Below are 18,679 nucleotides of genomic sequence, written 5' to 3'. Positions count from 1 at the left end.
CTTCATGCCCCAGCAACCGACGCTTCTTGCCCGCACCCTGCGCCAACTCCTACTTGGCGCCAGCTTGAGTCTTACCGCGCTGCCCGCTGTGATGGCCGCCGAGGCCAAGCCTTACCACATCGCACCGACCTCGCTGGAAACCGCACTGAACCAATTTGGTCGCGAAGCGGGCGTGTTGATTTCGTTCGGTTCCGAAGTCACAGCAGGTATGCAGAGCCGTGGCCTGTCGGGCAACTTCAGCGCGGCTGACGGTCTGCAGAAACTGCTGGAAGGCACCGGCCTGCAAGCCCGCGCCGAAGGCGACAATGCCTACAGCCTGCAACCGGCCAATGCGCCTGCCACTATTGAGCTGGGCACGTCCAGCGTGGTCGGCGACTGGCTCGGTGACGCTGCGCAAACCAACGTATTTGAACACCCCGGCGCCCGCGACGTGATCCGTCGCGAAGAATTCGAACGCCAGGGCGCCACCCAGGCTCGCGATGTGCTGAACCGCATTCCCGGCGTCAACGCCCCGGAAAACAACGGCACCGGCAGCCACGACATGGCGCTGAACTTCGGTATTCGTGGCCTCAACCCGCGCTTGGCGTCGCGCTCCACGGTGTTGATGGACGGTATCCCTGTGCCCTTCGCACCCTATGGCCAGCCGCAGCTTTCGTTCGCGCCCATCAGCATGGGTAACATGGACGCCGTGGACGTGGTACGCGGTGGCGGCGCCGTGCGTTACGGCCCGCAGAACGTGGGCGGTGTGGTCAACTTCGTGACCCGCGCGATCCCGGATGCGCCCACCGTCAAAGGCGGATTCCAGACTGAAACCAGCCCGTCTTCCAGCCACGATGGTTTCAAGACCACCGGCAACCTGCTGGCCGGCGGCACTGCCGACAACGGACTGGGCGGCGCGATCTTGTATTCCGGCACCCGTGGCGGCGACTGGCGTGAAAACAGCAACACGCGCATTGACGACCTGATCCTCAAGGGTAAATACCAACTGGACGAAGCCAACAGCTTCAATGCCATGGCGCAGTACTACGAAGGCCAGGCCGATATGCCTGGGGGCTTGAACGTCAAGGACTACAAGGCTGATCCGTATCAGTCCACCCGCCCCTACGACAAATTCTGGGGTCGTCGCACGATGTTCAACGTCGGTTACCGCTACGAGCAAGACCGTCGCGAATTCACCGTCAACAGCTTCTTCACCAAGACACTGCGCAGCGGTTACCTCGACCAGGGCACCTTCCTCTCGCTATCGCCACGCGAGTATTGGGTACGTGGTATCGAAACCCGCTTCGCCCAAGGCTTCGACCTGGGCCCTACCAGCCATGAAGTGGGCGTGGGCTACCGCTATATCAATGAGGCCGGCCACGAACTGCGTTACCGCACACCCATTGCCACTAACCAACAAATCCCCACCACCGACAGCCGCAACGACCGTGACACCCGTGGCGGTACCGAAGCCAATGCCTTCTTCGTCGATGACCGGATTGATATCGGCAAATGGACCATCACGCCGGGCATCCGCTACGAGATGATCGAGTCCCAGCAAACCAACAACCTGACCAACGTCAAATACAAGGGCGACTACAACACCGCACTGCCGGCGTTGAACGTGCTCTATCACCTGACCGACAGCTGGAACCTCTACGCCAACACCGAAGGTTCATTTGGCAGCGTGCAGTACAGCCAGATGCCCAACCGTGTGACCAGCGGCGCCGTCAAACCGGAAAAGGCCCGCACTTGGGAACTGGGTACCCGTTATGACGACGGCGCCTTGCGCGCAGAAATCGGCGCGTTCCTGATCAACTTCGACAACCAGTATGAAAGCAACCAGACCAACGACTCGGTGATCGCCCGCGGTGAGACCCGTCACCAAGGCATCGAAACCAGCGTCAACTACGCCCTCGACGGCTTGAGCCCGGTGCTGGCCGGTTTCGATGTGTACGCCAGCTACGCCTACGTCGACGCCACCATCCGCGAAGACGGCCCGAACAAAGGCAACCGCGTGCCCTTCTCGTCCAAGCACAAAGGCACCATGGGCGTGGGCTACACCGAAGGCCGCTGGAAACTGAACGTGGACAGCAGCTTCCAGAGCAGCCAGTTCGCCGACAACGCCAACACCCAGAAGGAAAGTGCTGACGGCAGCACCGGACGTATCCCTGGCTACATGTTGTTCAGCAGCCGTGCGGCGTACGACTTCGGCCCGCAGCTGTCGGACCTGAACGTGGCGGTCGGTGTGAAAAACATCTTCAACACCCAGTACTTCACCCGTTCGTTCGACGACAACAACAAGGGCAAGTACGTCGGCGAGCCGCGCACTGTGTACGTGCAGACCTCCATCGCGTTCTAACTGCCCGCCAGGCAACTGGGCGTCGCCGCGACCAGCGCATCGATGGCGCAACGGGTCTTGGCCGGCATATGCGGTGCGGTCGGCCAGACCACATGGATCGGCGCAGGTTGTTCGCGGTAGCCTGGCAGGACGGCTTCGAGTTGGCCGCGCAGCACGTAATGGGCGATCAACCAGCTGGGCAACCAGGCCAGGCCAACGCCGGCGATAGCGGCATCGGCCACGGCCTGGAGGTCGTCGAGCACCAGCGGCGATATCACCCGTGAGCGATGGGGGTGGTTGGTCCGGTAGGCAATACCTCGATGGCCTGTCAGATCATCGACAGACTCGATCGGGCCTACACGTTGCAAGTACGTTGGGGACGCCGCCAAGCCCATGGCCTGTTCACCCAGGCGACGTGCATTGAGGCGGTCGGTGTCGGGCAACTCACCGATGCGCACGGCAATATCGAAGCCTTCCTGCACCAGGTCGATCATGCGATCAGAGAAACAGACCTCGATCTCCAACTCTGGATAACGATCCATCAGCCCCCACAGTGCGGGCGCTGCATAGTGATGCCCGAAAGCCAGCGGCACGCTGGCCCTCAAGCGTCCACGGGGTTGCTGCCGACCGCTTTCCAGCACCGATTCGGCGGCCTCAAGTTCCGCCAACGCCCGCAGGCAATGCTCGTAGTACGCCTGCCCGTCTTCTGTCAGATGTTGACGGCGGGTCGAGCGCTGCAACAGGCGCGTACCCAGCCGCGCCTCCAACCGTGCCAAGCCCTTACCGACAGCGGAGCGCGTGAGGTTCAGCCGTTCGGCGGCCTCTGTCAGATTGCCGCTTTCCACCACTTGGAGGAACAGTTCAACGCCATCAAAGCGTGGGGTGGCCATGATTTTATTGTCGCCTCGCATTCCCTTATCAGCGGAAAACTTATCACGAATAAGTCACTGAATTCCCCTGAAAATAGCCCAACGTCATCTTTTCAGGAGCATCCCATGCCACCCGCCACCACGTTATCGGCCAGCACTACCCCAAGCACCGCCAGGAACGGCCTCGCCCTCACCGCCGTGTGCCTGGTGGCCCTGATGTTCGGCCTGGAAATCTCCAGTGTGCCGGTCATCCTGCCCACCCTCGAAGAGCAATTGGGCACCGGTTTCCAGGACGCCCAATGGATCATGAATGCCTACACGCTGGCCTGCACCAGTGTATTGATGGCGGCGGGCACCTTGGCGGATCGTTTTGGCCGTCGGCGCATGCTGGTGTTGTGCCTGTGGCTGTTTGGCCTGGCTTCACTCGCGTGCGGGCTGGCCAATGACGCTTCGACGCTGATCGTGGCACGTTTCGTACAAGGCATCGGCGCCGGCGCGATGATGATCTGTCAGTTTGCGATTCTGTCGCATCAGTTCCGCGAGCCGGCAGCGCGGGCACGGGCGTTTGCGGTGTGGGGTGTGATTGCGGGTATAGGCCTGGGGTTCGGCCCGATGGTCGGGGCATTGATCCTGGCGGTGGCGGACTGGCGCTGGGTATTTCTCGTACACGTACCGCTGACCTTGCTCACCCTGGGCCTGCTGCACATCAGCGTGCAGGAATCCCGCGATCCGGCTGGCCATCGCCTCGACATCGCCGGCATGCTCACCTTGACGCTTTCGGTGTTCGCCCTGGTGTACTTCATCACCCAAGGCAGCGAGTACGGCTTTGGCACACCGGCCATGCTCGGCTGGGCGGTTTTGTCAGTGGCAGGTTTGCTGCTATTCATCTTCATTGAACGACGCAGCGGCCATCCGATGTTCGACTTCTCGGTGTTTCGCATCCAACGCTTCAACGGCGCGTTGATGGGTTCCATCGGCATGAACTTCAGCTTCTGGCCGTTCATGATCTACCTGCCGCTGTATTTCCAGGCCGGGTTGGGCTACGACACGATGACCACCGGCGGCGCCCTGCTCGCCTATACCCTGCCGACCTTGCTGGTACCGCCGCTGGCCGAGCGCCTGGCCTTGCGCTATGGCGCCGAGCGCATCATTCCTCTGGGGCTGGGCTTGATGGGGGCGGGGTTCTTGAGCATGGCAGCCGTCAACAGCGCCGCCCAGCCGAGTATCGTACTGGTGCTGATCAGTTGCGTAATTGCCGGCGTCGGCCTGGCCCTGACCAACTCACCCACCACCAATACCACCACCGGTTCCGTCTCGGCGGATCGTGCGGGCATGGCTTCGGGCATCGACTTGAGTGCGCGATTGATCACCCTGGCGCTCAACATCGCGTTGATGGGGTTGGTGCTGCTGCTGGGCATCAGCCATCAACTGGCCGCTGTGTTGCCCGCAAGCACAGCAATGGATTGGCCAGCAATCAGCCAAAACATAGCGGCGGGCAAATTGTCGTCTTCGATAGGGCTGACGTTCGCCGATGCCCAGGGCGCGCTGCGTCACGGCGCTGGATGGGCCATGCTGTTTGCAGGTCTAGGGGCTTGCGGGCTGGCGCTGCTGAGCGGGCATTTCTTCCGGCGCAACCGGTAAACGCAAACGGGCCTGCAGATGCAGGCCCGTTTCTAGTGGGAGTTGAAAAAACTGTCAGCTATTCAGTGCAGCGTTTTCGTTTTCCAGGAATTCCTCTTCAAGCGCGTCGTCATTCACTTTGTTGGCCGGCAAGTTTTTCGCGGCAGCGCGTGGCTTGCCTTGCAGTTTGCCAAACAGATGATCCAACGCATGGTCCAGCTTGGTGGCCGCACCGTCGATCGCCTGCTCCAGGGTATCGGCTTTGTGCAGCACCGAAAGCGGTTGATGGCCTTTTGGCCGGGCTTCCAGACGGCAACTTAAATCGTGGGGACCGGGCTTGTCGCCGTTCTCATCCCGCAGGTAGACCTCCACTCGGGTCAGGTCTTCTTCGTAACGTTCGAGCGTGCTCTCAATGGTAGTACGTACCCACTCCTCCAGTCGGATGCTGCTTTCAATATGGTTATCGCTATTGACTTGGATTTGCATAGTTCTTCCCTTATTTCAGCTAGCTCGCGAGAGGTCACAACTGCAACACCGATGCGGTGAAACCATGACCTCTTGATTACACAATTGAGCAGTCAGCGAAACATTTCAACCCCTTTGCAAAGATAAATCCCACATTACAAATTAACCCTGACTACAAGCAAAAACGCTGTTAGGGTGGGGAGTTAGTTACATCTTCTTACGCCCAGCGAACCTCACAATTGCCCCTCTCCCAACGGGTGCAAACCGCGAAAAATCTCTGCTTCCTCCACCAGCCAATCATGCACTGCCCGCACGCCCGGATGGCTCAGCGCGCCCGGCGCATACAGCAGCACATAGCGTTTGTGATTAGGCACAGCGAGGCCGAATGGCACGATCAAGGTGCCGCGCTCCAGCTCATCGTTAAGCAAGGTACGCCGTGCGATGGCCACGCCCATGCCGGCAATGGCGGCTTCGATGGTCAGGTGGTTGCGGTTGAAGGTATGACCACGGCGCACGTCGGCTTCGTGATAGCCGATAGCATTCAGGTAAAACTCCCACTCCGCGTACTCATAACTCCCACGCCAAGCAGTAATGTCGTGCAGCAAGGGGAAGTGCACCAGGTCGGCTGGGCCATGCAACGGCGGGCGCCCGCGCAGCAAGCTCGGCGCGCACACCGGGAAGATTTGCTCATCCAACAGGGCTGTGGATAACAAGCCCGGGTAGCTGCCGTCGTTCAGGTCAATGGCCAGGTCGAAGTCACCTTCGTGCAGGGCGATGCTGCTGTCTTCGGCGACCAGGCGCAGTTGAATGTCCGGGAAGCGCTGCTGCAAACGTGGCAGGCGCGGGGTCAGCCACTTGCCGAGAAACGACGGAATCGAGCGCAACCGCAGGGTGCCGCTGATCATCCCCGCATCCAACCGCTGCAATTCAGCATCGATACTGCCGTAGGCCTCCCCCACCGTCGCCGCCAAACGCTGCCCCTCGGCACTGAGCTCTACACCGCGTGCGCGCCGGTGAAACAGACGAAAACCCAGGCGCTCCTCCAACTGGCGGATTTGTTGGCTCACCGCCCCCGGCGTGATGTGCAGCTCTTCGGCGCAGCGGGTGAACGACAAGTGCCGCGCGGCGCAGGAAAAAACGTGCAGCCAAACGTAAGTCTGGCCATGAAGGGGGCGGGTCATAGGGTTTAGTCCTGCTAAAGGGTGTCTTAGGATAATTCGTTGGTCAGTGCCGATCCAGACGCTCAGTATCGCGCCAATTGCGCTCGTCCTACAAAACATGGCAGCGATTCCTACTCCATTGCTTGTAAGGCTTTAGCATGGCTATCAGTGTTTTCGATCTATTCAAAGTGGGCATCGGCCCATCCAGCTCCCACACCGTCGGCCCCATGCGGGCGGCAGCGACCTTTGCCCAGGCACTGATCGATCAACATTTGCTGCGCGCCACCCGCCGCGTTGAAGTGCGCCTGTACGGCTCGCTGTCGGCCACCGGCGTTGGCCACGCCACCGACCGCGCCTGCGTGATGGGCTTGATGGGCGAGTGGCCGGACAAGGTCGATCCCACCACGATCAACACCCGCATCCAGCACCTGCGCGAATCCGGCCGGCTGTTGCTCGCCGGCGTCGAAGACATTGCCTTCAACTGGCACACCGACCTCCTGCTGCTGGACGAAAGCCTGCCCTATCACCCCAACGCGATGTCCCTGCACGCCTATGGCGACAGCGGCCTGTTGAGCGAACAAACCTATTACTCAGTGGGCGGCGGTTTCATTATCGAAGCGGCTGAGGCTGAATCGGGCATTGCGCCGACCAGCGATGTGGAATTGCCCTACGACTTCTCCAGCGCAGTCGAACTGCTGGCTTTGTGCAACAAGCACGGTTTGCGGGTTTCCGAGCTGATGATGGCCAACGAACGCGCCTGGCGCAGTGACGAAGACATCCGCAGCGGCCTTTTGCATATCTGGTCGGTGATGCGCGAGTGCGTGGAGCAAGGCCTGCGCGATGAAGGCATCTTGCCCGGCGGGTTGGATGTGCCACGCCGCGCCGCGAAATTGCACCGCAGCTTGTTGGAAATCGGCAAACCAAACGTAATCACGTCGACCTTGTCGGCCATGGAATGGGTGAACCTGTTCGCCCTCGCCGTCAACGAAGAGAACGCCGCCGGCGGGCGCATGGTCACCGCGCCGACCAATGGCGCCGCGGGGATCATCCCGGCGGTGCTGCATTACTACATGAAGTTCAATGCTGACGCGTCTGATGATGACGTGGTCAATTTCTTCCTGGCCGCTGCCGCCGTCGGCATCCTCTGTAAGAAAAACGCCTCGATCTCCGGCGCCGAAGTCGGCTGCCAGGGCGAAGTCGGTTCAGCCTGCGCCATGGCCGCCGCGGGGCTGGCCGACATACTCGGTGCCACTCCTGAGCAACTGGAAAACGCCGCCGAAATCGGCCTGGAACACAACCTCGGCCTCACCTGCGACCCCGTTGGTGGCCTGGTGCAAGTACCGTGCATCGAGCGCAACGCCATCGCCGCCGTCAAAGCGATCAACGCCACGCAAATGGCCCTGCGCGGTGATGGCAAACACTTCATTTCCCTCGACCGGGTGATCCGCACCATGCGTGATACCGGCGCCGACATGCATGACAAATACAAAGAAACTTCACGGGGCGGCCTGGCCGTGAGCTGGGTGGAATGCTGAGGAGCATTCCCTGACCGTCCCAACGTGAGCCCGCGCAAAAATAATAACGAGGCAATAACGATGACCGATGTACGTACACCTGCTGCCGAAAATCCTGCTGTAGAGAGCACCGTTACAACTGGCTGGACCCAACACGACACCACCTGGATGCTCGGCCTCTATGGCACCGCCATCGGCGCGGGCACGCTGTTTCTGCCGATCAATGCCGGGGTCGGCGGCTTCTGGCCGTTGATCGTATTGGCACTGCTGGCCTTTCCGATGACCTTCTTCGCCCACCGTGGGCTGACGCGCTTTGTGTTGTCGGGCAAATCCGGCGACATCACCGAAGTGGTCGAAGAACACTTCGGCGTCGGCGCGGGCAAGCTGATCACCCTGCTGTACTTCTTTGCAATCTTCCCCATCCTGCTGGTGTACAGCGTGGCGCTGACCAACACCCTCAGCAGTTTTATGGAACACCAACTGCACATCGCGCCGCCGCCCCGGGCGATCCTGTCGCTGGTGCTGATCCTCGGCCTGATGGCCATTGTGCGTTGCGGCCAGGGCGTGATCGTCAAGGCCATGAGCGTGCTGGTGTACCCATTCGTCGCCGCCCTGCTGTTGCTGGCGTTCAGCCTCATTCCTAACTGGAACGGCGCGTTCTTCGCCTCAGCCAGCGATGGCATGCCCCTGCCACTGTTCTTCAAGACCCTGTGGCTGGCGATCCCGGTGATGGTGTTTTCCTTCAACCACTCGCCGATCATCTCCGCGTTTGCCGTCGACCAGAAACGCGTGTACGGCGCGCAGGCCGAGCGTAAGAGCAGCGGCATTCTCGCCACCGCCCACAGCATGATGGTGTTGACGGTGATGTTCTTCTGCTTCAGCTGTGTACTGGCACTGTCGCCGGCAGACCTGGCAGCGGCCAAGGCCCAGAACATTTCGATCCTGTCGTACCTGGCCAATCACTTCCAGACCCCGGTGATCGCCTACGCCGCGCCATTGATCGCACTCGTGGCCATTACCAAATCCTTCCTCGGCCATTACATCGGCGCCAGCGAAGGCTTCCAGGGCTTGATCGTCAAATCCCTGCGTGGCCGTAACCGTTCGATGTCGGCCAAATGGCTGGAACGCAGCACTGCGCTGTTCATGGTGCTCACCTGCTGGGCTGTCGCCACGTTTAACCCAAGCATCTTGGGCATGATCGAAACCATGGGCGGGCCGATCATCGCGTGCCTGCTGTTTTTGATGCCGATGTACGCGATCCGCCGCGTGCCATCGCTGCGCCAGTACTCGGGTCAGGTGTCGAATGTGTTTGTGGTGGTGATCGGGCTGATTGCGCTGTCTGCGATCGTTTTTTCGGTACTGCCCTGAAACAAAGCAAAAACCTAAAGCACAGCACTGAGTAAATGTGGGAGCGGGCTTGCTCGCGAAGGCGGTGTATCAGTCAATGAATGCTTGGCTGATGTACCGCTTTCGCGAGCAAGCCCGCTCTCACATTGGGGCTCCATAAGCAGGAAGAGCGCCGCACGGCACGCCCTTTGCTGTACAGCTATTGAGGAAAACGGACCTTGCGAAAACCTCAGCGACGAAGTGGCCGGTGGTCAGGAGACGCGAACTATTCCCGATGCCGGTCGTCAATGACTGCATGTTCTTATCAGGCGGTAACGCACCATGGACAATCCTTTTCAGATCATCACCGACACTTTCACGCCAAACTACCGTGTCAACCTGAGTATCCAACGGCTGGATGGCAGCATCATGCTCACTCTTTCCACTGAGTCGGGTGTGGTGGCCAAGCGCATGATCAGCGCCGAGCAACGCAACGACCCGCAACGGCTTAAACGCCTGGTACAAAGCATTCAATTCGGCATTGCCATCGAGCAGGGCCACAGCGCCATGGAGATCCTGGCGGTGATGACCGATGGCGATCACAAACTGTTGCAACGACCGCCCACCAGTTCCCTGCCCTTCAGCGTCGGGCTTTAAAGCTCACCCTTCTCGGTTTCCAGGCTCGCCTCGCCTTTGCGGCGCGGGCCTTCGACCTTCACCGACGGAAACGCCGACGAGGCGTAGCGCACCACCAGGATCGAGAACGCCAACAGCAGAATCCCACCGCACAGGTAGATGATGCCGATGTCAGGCGGGTTGTGGTGGGACACGTTGGAGATCAGCAGGCGCGTCAGCGCGGTGATCGCCACGTAGATCAGGAAGCGCACGGGCATGTGGTTGGTCTTGAAATAAATCCCGACCATCGCGCCCAATTCCAGGTAGATGAACAGCAGCAAGATGTCATCGATCTTGATGTGCCCGTTCTCCAGCATCCCCAAAAATTCCATCACCGCCGCCCATGCGGTCACCGCACCAATGGCGAACAGCGCCAGGTAGTGGAACGACTCGACAAACAGGTTGCCCAGGGACTCGGCCAGTTCATGGACGTTCTGGCGCAGCTTTTCGGCCCAGTTGATTTTCACGATGATGCTTCCTTAGGTCGGCTCGACCGGATAATGCGGGTTAGACGTGACCGTTGTTCTGCATGCAGAAAAAAGGCCAGCGACCGGTATAAGATGATGGCGGGGTGACATGAGGCACTGCAAACCTGTATTTACGGGCTACATTAAAAAACTGCTACCCAAACCCCACGGTTTGGCTTACCCTTTTAGCTGTATATAAATACAGTAGTCGCAAAAGATAACTATCGTGAAGGCATGTGAGGTGGTGAATGGCCGTCGAAGTGGTATACCGCAGCAGCCGAGATCTGGAGCGTTTGTTCATGGATAAAGCCGAAGCTGACCGTCATGACAAAATGCTTGAACTCGCTGAGTTGCTGGCAGAAGTGTTGCAAAAAGCCGTGCCGTCCCTGAGCGAGCAGCAGGTCGAAGAAGCCGGGATCTACATGGCGAAGAACCGTGATGTCTTTGCCAAGGCGTTCAAGAGCCAACCGGACGCGCTGTCCGAATTGCTGAACGCTCCGGCGGAATAAAGCCCGAATTGAACAGGCCCTGAATCATTGATTCAGGGCCTTTTTAATGCGTGGGTCATTTGTACAGCAGGCGCTCGGCCAGTTCGTCCGCCACCCGTGCAGGGGAGCGCTTCTCAGCTTGAGCGTGGGCGAAGATTTCCGTGAGGCGTGTGCCGATATTCGCCAGGTGCGCGGTGATATCCGGCAATTGCGCGCCGTTGTGCTTCAGCGCGACGTAGATCAGGCCGCCGGAATTGATCACATAGTCGGGCGCATAGAGAATGCCGCGCCCTTCCAACTGATCGGCAATGTCCAGGTTGGTCAGTTGCGCGCTGGCTGAACCGGCCACGGCGGCGCAGCGCAGTTGGCCGACACTTTGGCGGTTGAACACCGCACCCAGGCCGCACGGCGCGAGGATGTCGCAAGGCGTGCTGAGCAAGGCATCGTTGGCGATGGGGTGGGCGCCCAGTTGCTCCATGGCCAATTGCACCTTGCCGTGGTCGATGTCACTCACCAACAACTCGGCACCGGCGGCGTGCAGTTGTTCGGCCAGGGCGTAACCCACGTTGCCCAAGCCCTGGACCGCCACGCGCAAGCCTTCGAGGTTGTCGCTGCCCAGTCGCGCCATGGCCGTGGTGCGAATCCCCGCGAACACGCCCATGGCTGTGTGAGACGAAGGGTCGCCGGCTGCCGTGGTACTGGTGACAAAGCGTGTCTGTTGGGCAATGCAATCCATGTCGGCGACCGAAGTGCCGCTGTCGATGGCAATGATGAAACGGCCATCGAGTTTTTCGATGCAGCGACCAAAGGCTTCAAACAGCGCCGCACGGCTTTCTACATGCACGGGACGGATGATCACTGCCGTACCGCCGCCCACCGGCAGGCCGGCCAGGGCCGCTTTATAGCTCATGCCCTGGGCCAGGCGCGCGGCATCCGCCACGGCGCTTTGGTCGTCGGGATAGGAGAGGTAGCGACAGCCGCCAAGGGCGGGGCCCAAGCGGCTGTTATGGATGGCAATGACCGCTTTAAGCCCGGTGACCGGGTCGACGCTCAGGTGCAGCGATTCAAGGCGGGTGCTGTGCATGAGAGCAAACATCGTCAGGCTCCCGAATCACTTCTGGTAGTGGCCCAAGTATAGGCTTGCGGTAGAAAACTGCCGGACCACGCTGGAATAAGCCGACCGGTTTTGCAGGCCCTGAGACATAAGCGCGCGGGATATTTCTCAAGCCACTGGACGAAAATTCCCAGCAAGGCTAAAACGGGGGCATCCGCCGGAGAATGCAATGAATCCCCGCAAAGCCTTTTTCGCCTGCCTGGAACGTTCCCCCCCTGCGCTGTTTGAAGCAGCGCTGTGGATTGCAGCCGAGCATGACGCGGCCGTGCAACCGTTGGTGATCCTGCAGGAGCTGGCGTTACTGCAACAGCAGGTCGGTATAGGCATGCCCATGCTGCCGCCGGACGAGCTCGGGCAACCGTTACTGCGCCGCCTGAATGACCTGGGGTTCGCCCAGGACGACTTTACCCCCCTACGCCCCGCCGCTGCCTTGCTGGATAAGGTGTTGCAACGCAAACGCGGACAGCCGCTGGCGATGGGCTTGATTGCCCTTGAGCTGGCGCGTCGTCTGCATATCCCGATGGTCGGTGTGAATTTTCCGGGGCACTTCCTGCTGCGGGTGCCCGGCGCAGACCACCTGCTGGACCCGTGTGGCGGCCGGCGCCTGTACCCCAACGATTGCCGCGAGCTGCTGCATCGCCAATATGGGCCCAACCTCAAGTTGCAGTCCGATCACCTGCACACCGCCGACCCGCGCTCGATCCTGCAACGGCTGTCGCGCAACCTGCGCCAGTTGCACCTTTCCAACGACGCGCCGCTGGACGCCCTGGTGGACGCCGAACGTGTGCTGGAGTTGGGCAATGCCAGCGCCGCCGATTACCTGGCGCGGGCCAGCCTGTATCAACGCCTGGATTGCCCGAATGCCGAGCGCTTCGACCTGGAGCACGCGCTGCTGCTCAGCGAAGACCCGATCCAGCGCCTGCGCCTCACCGAGCGACTCGGGCACCTGCCACCCAACTCGGTGGTGCACTAGGACTGTAGTGAGCGGGCTTGTCCCGCGCTGGGGGGCGAAGCCGCCCCAATAAGGCCGCTGCGGTGTTTCAGATAGACCGAGGTGCATGGGTTTGGGGCGGCTTCGCCCCCCGGCGCGGGGCAAGCCCGCTCACTACAAGTTGAACTAGGGGGCTTTGAGAATATCGCCAGGCAGGGAGGTACGCGCCGTCACAACGCCAGGCGCACGCACCTGAATAATCAACAACGCCGCTATCACCGCCGGAATCGCGCAAAAGAAAAATATCTGCTGCACCGGAATCTGCATCGCCAACAGCAGGCTGCCAAACAACGGCCCCAGGATTGAACCAAACCGCCCCACGCCCAGTGCCCATCCGGTACCGGTGGCGCGCACGTGCGCGGGGTAGAAGTTGCTGGCAAAGGCGTTGAGCGTCAGTTGCCCACCGATGATGCAGAACCCGGCGGCAAATACGCAGGCCACCAGATAGCGCGGGTTATCGTGGTTCAGGCCGAGCAGGATGGTGCATACGGCTGCGGCCGCCAGCACGATGGACAGCAGCCGCACCTTGCTTTTCAAACGGTCGGCAAACCAGGCCATGCCGATGGCGCCCAAGGTGCCGGCAAACAGGAACATCGAGGTCACCAGGTTGGCCTGCTTCAGCGCCAGGCCACTTTCCAGCAGCAGCGACGGCAACCAGCTGATCATGAAATACAGCAGGATCAAACTGACAAAAAACGTCGCCCATATCAGCAGCGTCGGGCGTGCATAGCCGTTGCGAAACAGCTCCACCACCGTCAGTTTGCTGCCCTGTTCCTGGCGGTTTTCTGCATCAGTCGCCAGGGGTGCCTGCCAGTCAGGCAGCATGCGCGACGTGACTTTGTGCAAGCGCACATACGGCGGCGCATCGCGCAGCAGACGCGGCAAGGACTCCGGCAGCAGCCACACCAGGAAAGGGAACAACAGCAATGGCGTTACACCACCGGCCAGGAATACCGCCTGCCAGCCGTAGCCTTCGATAAACCCTGCAGCCACAAACCCGCCTGCCGCCCCGCCAAACGAGAAGCCGCACGCTGCCAGGGTCACCATGAAGGTGCGCAGACGCGGCGGCGAGTACTCCGACATCAACGCCATGGCGCTGGGCATCGCGCCGCCCATGCCGATACCGCAGATAAACCGCGCCGCCATCAACGTGGTCAGCGAGTTGGCAAACACCATCAGCACGGTGAGGCTGGCATAGATCAGCACGCAGCCCAGCAGGATACGGCGCACGCCAAACCGGTCAGCCAGCGGTGTCACCAGCAGCGAGCCCAACGTCAGGCCCAGCAGGTTGGCGCTAAACACCGGGCCGAATGCAGACTTTTCCAGGCCCCAATCCTGGGCCAGCGCCGGTACTACATAACCCAGTACCTGAGCGTCGTAGCCATCGGTTACCAGCAGGAGCGCCAGCAACAGGAGGATCAACCATTGGTAGCGCGACACCGGACGGGCGTCGAGTGCCGCGCGAAAGCTGGCAATCTGATTGTGCATCGCAAGGTACCTGTCTTGTTTTTATTGGGAGGTGTAATGCACATCCATTGTGGGCGCTAAGGGGTGTCAGGTTGATTGGCGGGATGGGCCTGGATGAACGCTGGATGTTGAGCTGCCAATGCGGCCACCCGACCAATGCGCGGGTACGCCGCCAACGGGACTTTGAAGCGCTCCGCCGCATACAACTGCGGAATCAGGAACGCATCCGCCATGCCCGGCTGCTCGCCAAAGCAGAAGCCTGCATCACCAATCAACTGCTCCACCGCCCCAAGCCCCTGGCTGATCCAATGCCCAATCCATTCCAGCAACTGCGCCTCGTCATGCCCCCACTGGCGCAGCAGGTTCTGGGTGCTGGAGTTGTGCAGCGGGTGAATGTCACAACCGATGATCGACGCCACCGCACGCTCATGCGCGCGGGTGGCCAGGTCTTTGGACAGCAGCGGTGCCTGTGGATAACGTTCGTCCAGGTACTCGATGATCGCCGGTGACTGGATCAACAGTTCACCGTCATCGGTACGCAAGGCCGGCACACGGCCTTGCGGGTTGATCGCCAGGTAGTCGGGTTGGCGATTGGCTCCGCCCGGTGGCACCAGCAGGTTGACCGGCACCGCCGTAAAATCCAGGCCCTTGAGCGCCAGGGCGATCCGTACCCGGTATGACGAAGTGGAACGGTAGTAGGTATAGAGTTCCATCACCCAAGCCCTCTCTCAGCGCGCTGCAACCACGGTGCCACGGCATTCGCCGAAGCCGATGGACGCAAAGCCTTCACGGTTGCAGCGAGCACGCAGGATGATTTCGTCACCGTCTTCGAGGAACTTGCGCACTTCGCCGGACGGCAACTCGATCACCTTTTTGCCGCCTTCGGTCATTTCCAACAGGCTGCCAAACTGCCCCACTTCTGGCCCGGACAAAGTACCCGAACCAAACAGGTCGCCCGCCTGCAACTGGCAACCGTTGACGCTGTGGTGCGCCACCAACTGTGCGACGGTCCAGTACATGTGCAGGCTGTTGCTCAGCGCCAGGCGATGGGCTGGCACATTCTGCTCGCGCATGGCGGCGGTGGTCAGCAGCACCTCCAGTTCGATGTCCAGGGCGCCAGCGGCCTGATCGCGTTTATCCAGCAAATACGGCAGCGGTTGTGGGTCGCCTTCGGGACGCGCCGGTTGGGCCTTGCGGAACGGTTCCAGGGCTTCTGCGGTGACGACCCACGGCGAAATGGTGGTGATGAAGCTTTTCGACAGGAACGGCCCCAGCGGCTGGTATTCCCAGGCCTGAATGTCCCGCGCCGACCAGTCGTTGAGCAGGCAGAAACCGGCGATGTGTTCGGCGGCGTCGCCAATCGCGATCGAGTCGCCCATGGCATTGCCCTGGCCAATCCAGATGCCCAGTTCCAGCTCGTAGTCCAGGCGGGCGCAGGGGCCGAAGGTCGGTTCGGTCTGGCCAGCGGGCAGCGTCTGGCCTTTAGGGCGACGCACATCGGCACCAGAGGCGCGAATGGTGGATGCACGGCCGTGATAACCAATCGGCACGTACTTGTAGTTGGGGAGCAGCGGGTTGTCCGGACGGAACAACTTGCCAACGTTCTGCGCGTGCTCGATGCCGACGTAGAAGTCGGTGTAGTCATTGATCCGCGCGGGGACGTGCATCTGGCAATCGGCGGCGCGATGTAGCACCTGACCTTCACGGGTTTGCAGCGGGCTGCCCTCGACCAACAGTTCCAGCAGGCGCTCACGCAAGGCCACGCGCGGGCCACGGCCCAACTCGAAAAAAGCGTTCAGTTGGCCGCCAGCAGTGGCCTCCACGGCACGACGGGCTTCCCCCTCGAACGCGTCGATTGCCGCATGCAGGTCGAGGATTGAATCGCCGATCGCCACGCCACTGCGGGGTGCCGAGCCGTTGATGCTGAACACGCCCAAAGGCAGGTTTTGCAGGGGGAAATCCGTGTGACCGTTGGCGGAGGTCACCCAGCTGCGGGTGTGGGTTGGCTGAGTCATGGGTTATCTCCGGTTCGGGTTGAAGGTGGCAGGCAGCGAGGCCCAGCACGCGTCGTAAGAAAGTTGCAGTTGCGGGCAGTCCAAAGCGAACTGGGTCGGGCGCAGCACTTGGCTGGTCTCGAACATGAAGGCCATGGTGTTATCGATCTTGTGTGGCGCCAGCTCGACGTTGATCGCCTTGGTGCAGGTCTCGCCGTCCGGGCCGTGGGCGCTCATGCAGCTGTGCAGCGACGCGCCGCCGGGCAGGAAGCCTTCGGCCTTGGCGTCGTAGGCGCCCTGGATCAGGCCCATATATTCGTTCATCAAGTTGCGGTGGAACCACGGCGGACGGAAGGTGTTCTCGGCCACCATCCAGCGCGGCGGGAAGATCACGAAGTCGAGGTTGGCCAAGCCGTGCACGCTGGTGGGCGAGGTCAAAACGGTGAAGATCGACGGGTCTGGGTGATCGAAACTCACCGTGCCGATGGTATTGAAACGACGCAGGTCGTATTTGTACGGCACGTTGTTGCCGTGCCAGGCGACCACGTTGAGCGGCGAATGGTCGAGCTCGCAGGCCCAGAGTTCGCCGAGGAATTTCTGCACCAGGGTTGTAGGCTGTTTCAGGTCTTCGTAGTGCGCCACCGGCGTGAGGAAATCCCGCGGGTTGGCCAGGCCGTTGCTGCCGATAGGCCCCAGGTCTGGCAGGCGCAGCGGCGCGCCGTGGTTTTCTGCGACATAGCCGCGGGCCTGGGCATCCAGCAGTTCAATGCGAAATTTCAAGCCACGTGGCAGCACGACGATTTCCAGCGGCTCCACGTCCAGCACGCCCAATTCGGTGGCGACGCGCAAGCGACCTTGCTCGGGAACGATCAACAGTTCGCCATCGGCGTTGAAGAACACCCGCTCCATTGAGCGGTTGGCACGGTAGTTATAAATGCTGATGCCTGAGGGTTTTTCCGACCCGGAGTTGGCAACCATGCCCACTAGGCCATCGATAAAGTCCGTCGGCTCAGCAGGAATATCCAACGGGTTCCAGCGCAAGCGATTTGGCGTCACCGCCCCCAGCGGCCCACCGGCCAATTGCCGTTCCAACTTGACGAACGCCGGATGGTTGGCCGAAGGCTGAATGCGGTACAGCCAGGTACGCCGGGCTTCGCTGCGCACCATGGTAAAGGCCGTGCCGGAGAACAGTTCGGTGTACAGCCCATAGGGCGCTTTTTGCGGGGAGTTTTGGCCAACCGGCAATGCGCCGGGTAGAGCTTCGCTGGCGAATTCATTGCCGAAGCCCGATTGGTATTCGAGGTTCATGGATCGTCCTCTGTACGGAAGTTGTTTTTATCGTAATCCAGTTACGCATAACGTAATTTGATCACTATCGACCGTCAAGCTATAAAGACGCCCATTCATCTCTCGGATACTCGCCCTTCCATGGAAAAGCCCCGCGACACCGGTAAACAGAAAGTCCGCTCGGCCGAAGTGGGCACCGATATCCTCAAGGCCCTGGCCGAACTGTCGCCGGCCACTTCGCTGTCGCGCCTGGCCGAGCACGTGCAAATGCCCGCGAGCAAGGTGCACCGCTATTTGCAGGCATTGATCGCCTCGGGTTTTGCCGAACAGAACACCGCCACCAACCATTACGGCCTCGGCCGTGAAGCCTTGCGCGTGGGCCTGGCCGCACTGGGCAGCATGGACGTGCTGAAGGTCGGCGCCCTGCCCCTGGCGGAGCTGCGCGATGAATTGAATGAAACCTGCTTTCTGGCGGTATGGGGCAACCAGGGCGCAACCGTGGTGCACATCGAACCCGCCGTGCGCGCGGTGACGGTGGTGACACAACTGGGCTCAGTGCTGCCGCTGCTCAGTTCGTCCACCGGGCTGGTGTTCAGCGCCTATTTACCGTCGCGGGAGACGGTGGATTTGCGGGAGCGCGAGATCCAGGCCGGCATCGCCCACGCCCTGGCAGACGATCAGGCCTACGCCACCACGTGCGAACAGATCCGCAGCCGTGGCCTGCACTTTGTGCATGGCTTGCTGATGCCGGGTGTGGATGCGTTGTCGGCGCCGGTATTCAACGCCGTCGGGCAAGTGGCGGCGGTGATGACCGTGGTCGGCCCCACCTCGTTGTTCCACGCCGATGAAGACGGCCCGGCGGCGCAGCACTTGCTGGCAGCGACCCGGGCCGTGAGTTGGCGCATGGGCTATCAGCCCTGAA

Annotated in this window: 17 protein-coding genes; 8 read left to right on the top strand and 9 right to left on the bottom strand. The window is 61.0% G+C overall.

What is annotated here, in order from left to right; all coding sequences use genetic code 11:
* Window positions 1–4 precede the first annotated feature (4 nt).
* Window positions 5–2,341, top strand: coding sequence for a TonB-dependent Fe(3+) dicitrate receptor FecA (fecA, locus tag HF257_RS10160; RefSeq protein WP_185707747.1), 2,337 nt, complete (start codon window positions 5–7; stop codon window positions 2,339–2,341).
* Here fecA and HF257_RS10155 read toward each other — a convergent pair.
* Entirely contained in the window at window positions 2,338–3,210 is an 873-nt protein-coding gene (locus tag HF257_RS10155) for a LysR family transcriptional regulator (RefSeq protein ID WP_185707749.1), read from the bottom strand. The two genes, fecA and HF257_RS10155, sit on opposite strands and share 4 nt — an antisense overlap.
* A 105-nt stretch (window positions 3,211–3,315) precedes the next feature.
* Here HF257_RS10155 and HF257_RS10150 point away from each other — a divergent pair, with 105 nt between their 5' ends.
* On the top strand, window positions 3,316–4,830 hold the full coding sequence (locus HF257_RS10150; RefSeq protein ID WP_185707751.1) for an MFS transporter: 1,515 nt from the start codon (window positions 3,316–3,318) through the stop codon (window positions 4,828–4,830).
* A gap of 54 nt (window positions 4,831–4,884) precedes the next feature.
* Here the strand turns inward: HF257_RS10150 and HF257_RS10145 are convergent, their stop codons facing one another.
* Window positions 4,885–5,295, bottom strand: a complete 411-nt coding sequence (locus HF257_RS10145; RefSeq protein WP_185707753.1) for an HPF/RaiA family ribosome-associated protein — start codon at window positions 5,293–5,295, stop codon at window positions 4,885–4,887.
* 212 nt (window positions 5,296–5,507) lie between these two features.
* Window positions 5,508–6,455, bottom strand: a complete 948-nt coding sequence (locus tag HF257_RS10140; RefSeq protein ID WP_185707755.1) for a LysR substrate-binding domain-containing protein — start codon at window positions 6,453–6,455, stop codon at window positions 5,508–5,510.
* Window positions 6,456–6,592: 137 nt separating this feature from the next.
* Between HF257_RS10140 and HF257_RS10135 the strand changes: the two genes are divergently transcribed.
* The 3 genes from HF257_RS10135 to HF257_RS10125 all read left to right on the top strand — a co-directional run bounded on the left by HF257_RS10135 (window position 6,593) and on the right by HF257_RS10125 (window position 9,931).
* Entirely contained in the window at window positions 6,593–7,969 is a 1,377-nt protein-coding gene (locus HF257_RS10135; RefSeq protein ID WP_185707757.1) for an L-serine ammonia-lyase, read from the top strand.
* 60 nt (window positions 7,970–8,029) lie between these two features.
* Complete coding sequence (locus HF257_RS10130) at window positions 8,030–9,316, top strand: serine/threonine transporter (protein WP_185707759.1); 1,287 nt, start codon at window positions 8,030–8,032, stop codon at window positions 9,314–9,316.
* Window positions 9,317–9,616: 300 nt separating this feature from the next.
* Window positions 9,617–9,931: a DUF3509 domain-containing protein gene (locus HF257_RS10125; protein WP_185707761.1), complete on the top strand. Its 315-nt coding sequence runs from the start codon at window positions 9,617–9,619 to the stop codon at window positions 9,929–9,931.
* On the opposite strand, the gene HF257_RS10120 is transcribed toward HF257_RS10125, so the two are convergent.
* Complete coding sequence (locus tag HF257_RS10120) at window positions 9,928–10,416, bottom strand: phosphate-starvation-inducible protein PsiE (RefSeq protein ID WP_176994956.1); 489 nt, start codon at window positions 10,414–10,416, stop codon at window positions 9,928–9,930. The two genes, HF257_RS10125 and HF257_RS10120, sit on opposite strands and share 4 nt — an antisense overlap.
* Window positions 10,417–10,664: 248 nt before the next feature.
* Between HF257_RS10120 and HF257_RS10115 the strand changes: the two genes are divergently transcribed.
* Window positions 10,665–10,925, top strand: a complete 261-nt coding sequence (locus tag HF257_RS10115; protein ID WP_012722374.1) for a YebG family protein — start codon at window positions 10,665–10,667, stop codon at window positions 10,923–10,925.
* A gap of 55 nt (window positions 10,926–10,980) precedes the next feature.
* Here HF257_RS10115 and HF257_RS10110 read toward each other — a convergent pair whose 3' ends face one another.
* On the bottom strand, window positions 10,981–12,000 hold the full coding sequence (locus HF257_RS10110; protein WP_185707763.1) for a Glu/Leu/Phe/Val dehydrogenase family protein: 1,020 nt from the start codon (window positions 11,998–12,000) through the stop codon (window positions 10,981–10,983).
* A gap of 187 nt (window positions 12,001–12,187) precedes the next feature.
* Here HF257_RS10110 and HF257_RS10105 point away from each other — a divergent pair, with 187 nt between their 5' ends.
* On the top strand, window positions 12,188–12,991 hold the full coding sequence (locus HF257_RS10105) for a SirB1 family protein (protein WP_185707765.1): 804 nt from the start codon (window positions 12,188–12,190) through the stop codon (window positions 12,989–12,991).
* Between the two features lie 144 nt (window positions 12,992–13,135).
* Here the strand turns inward: HF257_RS10105 and HF257_RS10100 are convergent, their stop codons facing one another.
* The 4 genes from HF257_RS10100 to hmgA are packed head-to-tail and all read right to left on the bottom strand — an operon-like array spanning window position 13,136 to window position 17,778.
* Window positions 13,136–14,497 carry an MFS transporter gene (locus HF257_RS10100; RefSeq protein ID WP_185707767.1) on the bottom strand — a complete coding sequence of 454 codons (1,362 nt, stop codon included), beginning with the start codon at window positions 14,495–14,497 and terminating at the stop codon, window positions 13,136–13,138.
* 56 nt (window positions 14,498–14,553) lie between these two features.
* Window positions 14,554–15,189: a maleylacetoacetate isomerase gene (maiA, locus tag HF257_RS10095; protein WP_185707769.1), complete on the bottom strand. Its 636-nt coding sequence runs from the start codon at window positions 15,187–15,189 to the stop codon at window positions 14,554–14,556.
* A gap of 15 nt (window positions 15,190–15,204) precedes the next feature.
* On the bottom strand, window positions 15,205–16,491 hold the full coding sequence (fahA, locus tag HF257_RS10090; protein WP_185707771.1) for a fumarylacetoacetase: 1,287 nt from the start codon (window positions 16,489–16,491) through the stop codon (window positions 15,205–15,207).
* 3 nt (window positions 16,492–16,494) lie between these two features.
* The gene (gene hmgA / locus HF257_RS10085) at window positions 16,495–17,778 is read right to left on the bottom strand and encodes a homogentisate 1,2-dioxygenase (protein WP_185707773.1); all 1,284 of its coding nucleotides are present in this window, start codon (window positions 17,776–17,778) and stop codon (window positions 16,495–16,497) included.
* Between the two features lie 120 nt (window positions 17,779–17,898).
* Between hmgA and HF257_RS10080 the strand changes: the two genes are divergently transcribed.
* On the top strand, window positions 17,899–18,678 hold the full coding sequence (locus HF257_RS10080) for an IclR family transcriptional regulator (protein ID WP_185707775.1): 780 nt from the start codon (window positions 17,899–17,901) through the stop codon (window positions 18,676–18,678).
* Window position 18,679 lies beyond the last annotated feature (1 nt).

The organism is Pseudomonas cremoris, assembly GCF_014230465.1.
The sequence above is the reverse complement of the archived record's forward strand: the minus strand, read 5'-3'. Positions and strand labels throughout refer to the sequence as shown.